Below are 10,978 nucleotides of genomic sequence, written 5' to 3'. Positions count from 1 at the left end.
CTCGAGATAGATCTCTCCACTTCATTGCATTCCGGTCGAGATGACGTCCACTTTTGTCATCCTGAGCGTAGTCGAAGGATCTCCACTCCACTATGCTTCGGTCGAGATGACGGCGAAATTTTCTTAACTACCTTAACTTCTTAATGGTCAACATAATTTAATGCTAAAACAAAATTAGTTTTGCGTTTTAGGCTTAATAAAATCCCCTAAATAACTGCATTCTCCTGCTGCAACGGCGTAAAAAGGTGTTTTGCCGTAATTAAACCTCAATTCTTTAAGATAAGGATTGTTATAGTTGGCTTTTATAAAGTTTCTCCATTTCACATTCTTTTTATCGTAATAGTAGAATGATAGTGGATTGGCATTCATGATGATCTGTTTCTGCAAACATTTAGCTAGCATAAAAGTACATTTAGCCTTAAAATCGGCATTGGTGCTTAATGCCCTTGCTTTTAAATACCAGGCTTTTGCAGTCTGTGCTTTTTTATAATCTCCATCGTATACATATTTTGCCGGATTGCTGTTATCATAAGATGACCAGTCGTAACTGATCAGGAACCAACTGTTGCCAAAATAACCTGTTTGATAAACTGCATTGGCCATTTTGTAATAATAAAGCGCTTCATTCTTTTTATCGCTAACCAGCAATTTCTGCAAACGGAGCATTTCAGCTGCAAAAGCTTTTTTGCTAACAGATGCTTTGGCCGTTACATACTTTTTAGGGAAATCGTTAATGGTTTCGATAAAAGGATTGGCATACAATTTTGACTCCGACTCTGCCCCGTACCAGTTTTCAGGAGCAAAATACTTATAACTGGGCGAAACTTTAGCAAACATCTGTACCGCTTTATCATATTGATGCGTACGCAGGTAGGTGGTACCATAAAGTTCGTAAAAATCGTCGTTTTTAAGCTGGTTCAGCGCCGAAGCCAATAAACCGGTAACATCATCGCCGGCGGCTTTGCTTTTATAAACGGCCAAACCCTGCATACTTTTCGGACTTAAGTTTTTCTGCCAAAAGGAGATGCTCTGGTAACTCATGTTCTGGAAAAGTGAGTTTTCTTTTAGCGTTTTGTTTGCCATATCTCCTTTAACCATGGCCAATGCTGCTTTGGCTGTATCGCCCATATTGAGATAAGCAGGAGCCAATATCTGCTGATAAAAATTTCTGGTTGTTCTTGTAAAACGCTTTTCGGCCTGATCGTAATCATATTGCCCTGCCGGAAGGGTTTTATTTTCAGCAAAACGTTTCTCATCCAGCCATTTTAAAGTTGGCAATAGATCGTTCTCGTTAAATGGATTGCCTTTTTTAATGTTTTTCGCTTTGATCAACAAATCAACAATACGGTATTGATCGCGCAACCTTTCCGATAGTTTATCCGGTTTTAAAATGGCAAGGTAGTTTGAGGCCATGAAATCTTTATTTTCCATCCACGATAAATAGGCCGCGGTTAAGGTACCCAGTTCGGGTTGAGGATATTTTTTTTCTGTTGCCAGTTTTACTGCGAAAGTCCTGATTTCGTTTAAACGTTTAAGGTTGATGTTTTTGATACTATCCCTGTATTTCGGCTTTTCGTTATCCGAAAAATAGTAGTTGTAGCCTATTTTGGCAATATCGTTTGCCTGGATCAGATCCTGTTCCAGTTTATTTACCTCGCGCACAAGCAATGTACCGTTCATCTGGCTCTTTGGTTCGTAGGTATAAACTTTATTGATGCTTTCTACACCCGAATCGGCATTACCAAAGCCGTTTATTGCCCAGATATTCGCTTTTTCACTATTGGTTTTGGCATATTTTAAAGCCCCCTGAACGGGAGAGCTGGTATAATAATAATTTTTATAGGCCTGCACCCTGCGTTCCGGATTACTTGCAAAAACTTTGGAAAATAAGAACGCCGATTCATCAGGGTTACCCAGTCTGCGGGTCGATCCGGCATATAGCGCCAACGCCCAGCCCTTAACCGAACTGTTTAATTTGCTGGTTTTAATGTATTTTTCGTAGGTCGATTTGCTTTCGCTGTGCATCCCGGCAAAATGGAACATACGCTCGGCCTGGTAAGCGTAACGCAATTGCAGAAAATCGTCTTTTTCGCTTGCTGTTAATTTTAGTCCTTCGTCTGCCTTGTTAGCCATGGCAGCAGTATCGCGTGGAGTGGCATCCCATAGGCTGAATTCTACATTGGCATAAGGTTCGCAGCTTTTGGCAAAAAGGTAGTATTTTAACGATTCCTTACGTTTGTCCAATGCCTGTATAAAGCTGTTCTGTTTTAAACTATCGGGTAATTGCGAAACATTGCCATCAAAATTGATTAGTTTTACATTGGTGGCGCTATCTGTTTTGTACATTACTTTTAAAACATCCTCTTTTTTTACATTGAGGAATTTTGCCCACTCGCGGCTGTTGATATCCGGTTCGCTCTCTACATCGGTTTCGCTGTTCAGGTAAACCATTTCGTTGTAGGCAAATGGCGAATACTCATCCCCTTCAATATTGTTGTGGAAATAGGTGATATAATAATCGTAAGGATCGATCTCGCCACCACAGGCAAGATTTACGGCAATTTCGCCGAAAAAGGTAATCAGGAATACACTAAAAATTAGCGATAACTTTTTAAAGGTTTTCATTGGTAAGATGTTTTAATAGATAGGCATGTAAATGGTAGAAAATGAGATTCCGGTCTCTAGGGCATAAATATCGGAAGGATAAAATGTATATACAAAAGGTTTTTATTTTACGGTGATAAAATCTTTTAAATAACTGCATTCCGACGAGGCAACCTGATAAAAAGGTGTTTTGCTATAGTTGGCTTTCAGCTCTTTAAAATATGGATTGTTATAATTTTCGTTCATGAAAATTTTATAACTCCGATCATGGGGATAATAGCCTATCTCGTTATCGCGTACAATCTCCTGCTGTGCACATTTTGCCATCATAAAGGTACATTTAGCTTTAAAGTTTACGTCTTTACTTAAAGATCTGGCTTTGGCATACCATTTTTTTGCGGTATAGGCTTTTTTAAAATCCATTTCAAAAGCCTGTTTCACAGGTAAGTTATTATCATAGGTATCCCAATCGTAGCTGATTAAAAACCAACTGTTGCCAAAATAACCGGTTTGATAAACGGCGTTGGCCATTTTATAATAATAAACCGCTGCATTTTTTTTGTCGTTAACCGTTAACTGTTGTAAACGGAGCATTTGTTTTGCAAAAGTCTTTTTGTTAAATGCTTCTTTTAATCCTACATGTTTTTTGGGATAATCGTTAATGTTTTCTGTAAATGGATTGGAAAAGTATGTAGAATCATTTAGAAGCCAATCATTATTAAAGGGATGTTTGTATCTGGGTGAGATTTTGTTTAACATTTTTAAAGCGCTACTATACCGGTGCTGGCGGAGGTAAGTAGTACCATAAAGTTCGTAAAAATCATCATTATCCACACTTTTCGAACTCATCGCCAATAACAAATCCATACCGGTACGGCCTTTTGTTGATCGGTATCTTTCTAACTGACCCATTATCCTCGGTGTTAGCCGTTTTTGCCAGAACATGGTGGTTTGGTAACTGATTTGTTTAAATCTAAACCGCTTGATATAACTTTTATGCCGTGCATCGCCTTTTAGCATGGCCAATGCTGCTTTTGCCGTATCTCCTTTTTTTAAGTATGCTGGTGCAAGGATCTGCTGATAAAAATTACGTGTTGTTTTTGTGAAACGGTTTTCGGCATCTCCCCAATCATAATAATTTTCATGGGCCGGTTTTTTTGCATTTTCGGAGAACCTCTTTTTATCAAGCCATTTGAGGGTTGGTACGAGTTTGTCTTCGTTAAAATCATTTCCTTTTTTAATATTCCTCGCTTTAATCAATAAATCAATTATCCTGTATTGGTCATGCAGGCGCTCTGGCAGCTTTGCTGGATTTAGTTTCTGTAAATAACTGTCGGCCAAAGCATCTTTTTTCTCCATCCATGATAAATATGCTGCGGTTAATATCCCAAGCTGGGGTTGTGGGTACTTTTTATCACTAGCTAATTGAAGTGCAAAAGTTTTGATGTTTTTTAGATTCGATAAACCTACACTTGCAATGCTATCCCTGTTTATTTCATCATCACATCTTTCAGTATACACCGCAAAAAAATCTTTTGCTACCTCACTGTTCTGTATTAATTTTTCTTCGAGTTTATTTACCTCCCGAACAAGTAATGCACCATTTAATAAACTTTTTGGATTTAACTTATATACGGCTTTTAATGTATTTAAATTATAATCTGGTTTACCAAATCCGTTAACGGCTAAAATTGTAGCTTTTTCGGAATCGTTTTTGGCGTATTTTAAAACTTCGTTAAGATCGCTCTGCTGGTATCTGTAATTTTTATAGGCGAGTACCCTTTTCTCCGGATTGTTGTCAAATACTCTTGAAAACAGATAAGCCGATTCGTTATTGTTTGCTACTGATCCTGCATGTAAAGCGAGCGACCAGCCTTTAATGGCACTATTGCTTTTTGTATTTTTGATCAATTGGTTATAAGTAGAATCGGCCTGGGCGAAATCGCCGGCATACCGAAAAATCCTTTGAGCCTGAAAAGCATAGCGCAATTTTAAAAAGCTATCGCTGCCAACTTTGTTTATCGAATCAAGGGCATCGCAGCCTTTCTGGATCATTGCAAGAGAATCTTTTTGCTTTACATTCCAGTAATCAAAATTAACCGCTATATATGGCTCACAGCTTTTAGCAAAGTGAAAATATTTTGATGCATTGGCATGCTTGCTTAGTTTGGTCAGAAATTGATTTTTTCGGAGGCTGTCAGGAAATTTTTTAAAGGTCTGTTTTGAAAAAGCTTTCAGTAAAACGCTTGTTGCACTGTCAACATTGTACATTGCATCAATTACATCATCTTTTTTAACACCTAAATACCTGGCCCACTCATGGCCGTTAACACGGGCTTCTGTTTCAAAATCACGGTCGTTGTACAGGTAAACCATTTGGTTGTAAGCAAAAGAAGCATATTCATCACCCTGTACATTATTGTGGAAATAGGTAGGGTAATAATCGAAGGGATCCATCTCAGGTCCGCAGGCAAAGTTGAATGCAATTTCACCAAAAAAAGTTATCAGGAATACACTAAAAATTAGCGATAACTTTTTGAAGGTCTTCATTGGTGAAATGTTTTAAGAGGTCGGTGTCTAAATGGTAAAAAACGAGGTTTCGTTCTCCAGCACTTAAATATCGTGATAAAAACTTGGAAGTAACAAGTAAATTTTCGGCAGAAATTTCTTCCCACCTTACCACATCGCCCTGTTTTAAGCCAGCAGCCGGATAATCTACCTGCAAATCGTAAAGTATCGTGTTTCCACGTTGCTTAAAAAGCTTTTTATCATTAATCTGTACTTTGCTGATGCGTTTCGAAATACCGGCATATTGCCCGTTTCTGAATACCACAGCCCATTCGAACAGGGGTAAGGCCACATCAAGGGGTAAAGGATATTGCTGCAGAAAATCTTTAAGGTAAAGATCCATTTCGCGCTGATCCAGTATGGAGTTCTGTTCGCCATATTTACGCAGATTGCCCATATTATAACACATTAAAATGGCCTTTTCTGCTGGCGGTACACCGCTCGAAACAATGTTTTTAACCTGGTGTAAACGTAAGGTAACCGATAGGGTTTTACCCTTTAAAAGTGGGTTGGCCTTTAATTGTTCGAGAAATTTAAAATACCGGTTTCTGGTGCCCTTTGTCCAATCGCAGTCGATCTGCAACTCCTTATAATTTTGTTTTCCGGCCTGTTTAACCTTTGCCCCTACAAATTTGGCAATTCTATCGGCCATCACTGCTGTTTGCATGGTGTCGATTTTGTTAAAAACCTCATTAACAATAAATACAACCGGTATGATATCGGTCTCTTTGGGTAAGGGATCAGAAAATTTAATAGGCGAAACGGGTACCGGTAGCTGCAGATCGGGGTTGAAATCTACATCCATGATCCGTACATATAAGGATTTTGATTTGAATTGATTGAGATAAGCTGTTTCAGCTTTCTTATTCTGATAATCTGTTCTCCAATAATAAAAGGTAGGATGGGTAACCGGTTTCTGTTTACAGCCGATGAAGAGAAATACAGAAATGACTAAAATACTTATCTTGCGCATATCAATTTTATTGAGCAAAAGTATACAAAATGCGGGCAGTTTTACAAAGGGTTACACAGGCAAGTTGCACTGTTGACGGAACAATAACAGGAGCAATAGAAAACGGATTTTTGGTGTTGTTGGGTATCGAGGATGCCGATACAGCAGAAGATCTGGATTGGTTGGCACAGAAGATTATCGGGATGCGGGTTTTTGGCGATGAAAACGGAATGATGAACAAAGCACTTGCCGATGTTGAAGGTGATATTTTGCTGATCAGCCAGTTTACTTTATTCGCATCTACAAAAAAGGGGAACCGGCCAGGTTTTACCAGGGCGGCCCGACCGGACGTAGCCATTCCGCTTTATGAAAAGATGATCGAAAAATTATCGGCTTTATTGGGCAGAAAAATAAAAACCGGATTTTTTGGTGCCGATATGAAAATTGCATTGGTAAACGATGGCCCAGTTACGATTTTGATTGATACGAAAGATAAAGAATAACCAGAATTGGGGCAGGCTTCGTAACTTATTGGACCATGTGCCGTCAAAATCCGCAATTAATCTATTTTCATAAATTTTGCAATAAACCAATATGGAGGATAAAAATCAAAGCAGGTTAACAGAATATGGTTTTCTGATATTTTTTCTGGTTTTAAAGTTAATTTTATCATTTCTATGGGTTAATCCGGTTTACGAATTACAGCGCGACGAATTTCTGCATTTAGATCAGGCCAAACATCTGGCGGCAGGTTTTACCTCAGTTCCGCCTTTAACGTCACTGTTTTCATGGATTATTAATGCTTTTGGCAATGGTGTTTTTATGGTGAAACTTGTTCCTGCATTAATGGGTGCGGCTACGATATGGTACTGCTGGAAAATAGTCGATTTTTTAAAAGGGAACCTGCTGGCAAAATGTTTGGTTGCTGTTGCCTGTTTATGTTCTTCTCTGCTTAGGTTAAATACCCTTTACCAACCCAACTCTTTTGATGTTTTAGCGTGGACAGCCATATTTTACTATCTGTTAAAGTATTTCGATAAAAACGAAGCCAAATACCTCTATGCTTTTGCTGTTTTTGTAGCCTTAGGGTTTTTGAATAAGTATAATATCCTGTTTCTGATTATCGGATTGTTACCAGCAATCGTTATCAGCCCAAACCGGAAAGTATTTGCCAATAAACATCTTTATCTGGCCATTCTGCTAGCACTTTTAATTATTTCTCCCAATGTAATCTGGCAGGTCAACAATCATTTTCCAGTGCTTACGCATATGAAACTGCTAAGGGCAACACAATTGGTACATGTAAACCGGGTTGATTTTTTTATCGGCCAGTTCCTCTTTTTTATCAGCTCTATTTTTATCCTCCTTGCCGGAATCGGAAGTTTGGTTTTTTATAAAGATTTCAGGAAACACAACTGGGTTATCATAACCTATCTCATTACCCTTATCGTATTTAGCTATTTTAAAGCAAAAGATTATTATGCCATTGGTTTATACCCGGTTTTGCTTGCTTTCGGAGCAGCTTATTTGGGCAGGGTTTTATCAAAGAAATATGTATTAACCGGATTGTTGTTTGTTTTTAATATAGGCTCGTTTATTTATCTGCTGCCGCTTTTAATGCCGGTTTATAGTCCTGGGCAGATTATTGCCCACCATAAAAGGTTCGAACGGGTGGGTGCATTACGCTGGGAAGATGGCAAAAACCACGAATTGCCCCAGGATTATGCAGATATGCAGGGCTGGAAAGAACTGGCAGCACTTGTTGATTCCGCTTACGGAAAGGTTAAAGATAAAAGCACCTTACTGGTACGTGCCGATAATTACGGACAGGCCGGGGCGATTAACTATTATTCAAAATACAAAAATATAAATGCCGTATCGTACAATGCCGATTACCTGTATTGGTTTAAAATCGACAAACCTATCAAAGGTTTAATTATGGTCACAGAATGGAACGATGAAGATCCACAACGTAAGCGGGAGCAGCCCTATTTTGGCAAGATTACCAAAATAGGGGAAATAAAAACACCTTATGCACGCGAAAGGGGAGCAGGTGTGTTTTTACTCGAAGAGGCAAAGCCCGAAGTAACAGGGATCATCAAGTCGGAAATAGAAGAAGAGAAAAACTATCATTAAGCTTTACTGTTTATTTTTGAACGGATTGATTAGTTAATATTTTCGATTGATACAGAAAACAGGGTAGAGTTGGCGGGTTAAATGATATATTTGATTTAGATAAAAGATTTCTATGAACTTAATTAACAATCTCAACTTTAAAAATACCATTTTCCTGTATTCGGCATTAATGTGCCTTTTTGTTTCAAGCTGTAAAAGAGTGGTTAAGGCCGATGATGAGGCTGCTGTTGAAAGCGAAAATATAGAAGCAGTTTCTAAAGCCCAAATACAAAAGGTGATGGCAATGAAGTTGCCCCTGAAAACAGTTACAATAGATAAAATCTATAATTTAACCATTCCACAATCTGCCAATTTTGAGGTTAGCAAAGTAGAACCGAATGATGAGACCAAAATCGGTAAAATTGGCAATATTGATCTCACTAAACTGGCAGAGCCCTATTTATATGTTACCCTGAACAATACTTTTACCCGCCACGATGAATTGTATGGTGAATACGTGGTGATATTTAAGGAAAACGACGCTAAAAAGGTAAGTATTAAGGATATTAAAGAAAGTTACGGCGATATCAACTTTGTTTATTTTGAAGACGATAATAGTTTGGTTTTCGATCAGGGCGATAGTTTTTGCACCATTCATTTTGATTACGACGAAGCAAATAAGAGCTACATTTTTTACAGGTCGGAAATAAGCTGGAGTAAAAAATACCCTAAAAAGCAAAAAGTAGACCTTTGTTTGCATCTGCTAAAACAGGCTAAAAATTTAACCAACCACAGTTATACCAATACGCAGTTTACCTCTTGGGATGATTATGTGCAGAATATCCCGGTAATAGAAACCGAATTGGTAAAAGGCATATTTAAGAAGCTGGAGAAAGAGCTTAAAATATTTTTGGAAGAGGATGAAAAAGTTTCGCCACGAACTCCAGGAAATTACACTTTTGTATCGTTGTACCATGCTACGAAGCCAAAAGAACTGAACTTTTATAAGTTTATTGATGCTGTAAAAACCAATCAGGTTGGTCAGATCAGCGGTTACGATTTTGGCAGCGAAATTTACAGCCTTAACAGGGAGGCAAATTATCAGGTAAAACAACAGGAAGGATCTTATCTGATTGATTTTTCATCCAAAAGATATGGTGGTGAAATTTACAAAAGCGGGGTAACCGTTATCTGTCCGATAAATTACAAGAACAAAAGTTTCTTTATCCAAACTGCCGATGAGATCCCACAATCCGATACCGATATCTATGTTAAGATGTTCAGCTATTTTAGTAAAAATTATACTTTAGATATCAAATCAAATTAATCAACGCTCTAAAACTATGCATATCTTTAAAAAGAATATACTTGCCGCTCTGGTTATTTTAGGCCTCGCGTCCTGCAATCCGATAGGAGAAAAAATTGCGGAAATACCCTTATCGGCCGGCGAAATTGGCGGCACCAATCCCATCGACTTAAAAAAGGGTGATGTGATAACGATATGGTCTAAAATTGCCGAAAGAAGCGATAAGGAAGGCATACCATTCAAGGTAAAATATAATATCGAAAGCAACGGACAAAGCATCGCGTTCGATAGTTTAAGGGTAAACGAAGGCAATCATAAGATCAATGCCGAAAAAACTACCGAATCTTATACACAAAGCAGCTCAGCAGGCGATAGTACAAAATATTACACCCTGAAACAGTTTGAAATCGAGAACAAAAAAATCACCATTCCCCACGATGGAAAATACAACTTTGATTTTAAACTTGTAAATGGCGATTATGGATTCTCCAATAGCGATATGTTGATCATATTGCGTAAAACAAAATAATAGCAGTTTTATTTACAGAAACCTTTCGATATAAGCTCCAAATTTATCCTCATCGTGTTGTTCAAAATATTCGGTATAAAAACATTTATGCAGGATATAATCGATAACATAGTACAGGATAAAAGTAGCAAGGGTGCCCAGCCATACAAAAGAGATTATTTTGTGTTTCAGGAATGATAAAAAGCCATCGGTAAAATCGAAAAGATCTTTTATTTCCGAAAAGTATAAGATAATTACAGCCAAAAAGGGGATAATTTTAGTGCTTAGCTTAAATCTGGCAAGTAGGATAATGGAAGCAATGAAAACAGCCAGTTTGTAAAACACCGAGAAATCCCTGATTTCCTTTTCCTTTGAGAAGTATTGATAAACATAATAAATCACCAATAAAGCGCAATAAATAGCCAGATGGATATTACGCTTCTGTTTTAGGGCCTGGATATAATTACTGATCGGTGCAGTGTTTATTTTGGCGAAAACCAGCAGAAAAAATGGCGCCAGGTTTAGAACCGGTAAAACCGAAAAAGCATTGATAACCCCGAAATAGTTTTTTAATGTATAATTCCGGAACTGTATCAGGTTGCCGAAAAACCTTGCAGTTATAAACAGAAAAATCAAACCTGAAACTACATTAAGTGCGGTAGAGATTTTCAATCCTGAAGAGGAAAAAGACATGGTGAAAACCGAAACGCCCATTTCTATAATCAATAAAAGCAAAATCGGATAGCTGATTAAAAAGCCCCATTTAAAGAAACTGGCAGAAATTGGCTGCACATCTATCGGGTTTACCAGTTGTTTTAAATTATAAATACGGTTTGATAAGTATAAAAATGCAATTAAAACAGAAACGGTTTTAAAAGCAATCAACATAAAAATAACACATACTGCAGCGTCTTTAAGGTAAAGC

The 10,978-nt window shown here is 37.8% G+C and carries 8 protein-coding genes; 4 read left to right on the top strand and 4 right to left on the bottom strand.

Annotated elements, in window-relative coordinates; all coding sequences use genetic code 11:
- Positions 1–174: 174 nt before the first annotated feature.
- The 3 genes from B2V92_RS17120 to B2V92_RS17110 all read right to left on the bottom strand — a co-directional run bounded on the left by B2V92_RS17120 (position 175) and on the right by B2V92_RS17110 (position 6,145).
- Positions 175–2,625: a hypothetical protein gene (locus tag B2V92_RS17120; RefSeq protein WP_293310378.1), complete on the bottom strand. Its 2,451-nt coding sequence runs from the start codon at positions 2,623–2,625 to the stop codon at positions 175–177.
- 102 nt (positions 2,626–2,727) lie between these two features.
- Positions 2,728–5,154 carry a hypothetical protein gene (locus tag B2V92_RS17115; protein ID WP_293310376.1) on the bottom strand — a complete coding sequence of 809 codons (2,427 nt, stop codon included), beginning with the start codon at positions 5,152–5,154 and terminating at the stop codon, positions 2,728–2,730.
- Positions 5,120–6,145 (bottom strand): hypothetical protein, encoded by a 1,026-nt coding sequence (locus B2V92_RS17110; RefSeq protein WP_293310374.1) that lies wholly within the window; start codon positions 6,143–6,145, stop codon positions 5,120–5,122. Before B2V92_RS17110 ends, B2V92_RS17115 begins: the two co-directional genes overlap by 35 nt.
- A 29-nt stretch (positions 6,146–6,174) precedes the next feature.
- Here B2V92_RS17110 and dtd point away from each other — a divergent pair, with 29 nt between their 5' ends.
- The 4 genes from dtd to B2V92_RS17090 all read left to right on the top strand — a co-directional run bounded on the left by dtd (position 6,175) and on the right by B2V92_RS17090 (position 10,074).
- Complete coding sequence (gene dtd / locus B2V92_RS17105; protein ID WP_293310372.1) at positions 6,175–6,627, top strand: D-aminoacyl-tRNA deacylase; 453 nt, start codon at positions 6,175–6,177, stop codon at positions 6,625–6,627.
- A 91-nt stretch (positions 6,628–6,718) separates the two neighbouring features.
- Positions 6,719–8,260 (top strand): glycosyltransferase family 39 protein, encoded by a 1,542-nt coding sequence (locus tag B2V92_RS17100; RefSeq protein WP_293310370.1) that lies wholly within the window; start codon positions 6,719–6,721, stop codon positions 8,258–8,260.
- A gap of 112 nt (positions 8,261–8,372) precedes the next feature.
- On the top strand, positions 8,373–9,566 hold the full coding sequence (locus B2V92_RS17095; RefSeq protein ID WP_293310368.1) for a hypothetical protein: 1,194 nt from the start codon (positions 8,373–8,375) through the stop codon (positions 9,564–9,566).
- 16 nt (positions 9,567–9,582) lie between these two features.
- Entirely contained in the window at positions 9,583–10,074 is a 492-nt protein-coding gene (locus B2V92_RS17090) for a hypothetical protein (RefSeq protein ID WP_293310366.1), read from the top strand.
- Between the two features lie 12 nt (positions 10,075–10,086).
- Here the strand turns inward: B2V92_RS17090 and B2V92_RS17085 are convergent.
- Positions 10,087–10,978 (bottom strand): hypothetical protein (locus B2V92_RS17085; protein ID WP_293310364.1); only part of this gene is annotated, 892 nt, incomplete at its 5' end.

Origin of the sequence: Pedobacter sp. UBA5917 (assembly GCF_002432345.1) — a bacterium.
In the GTDB taxonomy this organism is placed as follows: domain Bacteria; phylum Bacteroidota; class Bacteroidia; order Sphingobacteriales; family Sphingobacteriaceae; genus Pedobacter.
The sequence above is the reverse complement of the archived record's forward strand: the minus strand, read 5'-3'. Positions and strand labels throughout refer to the sequence as shown.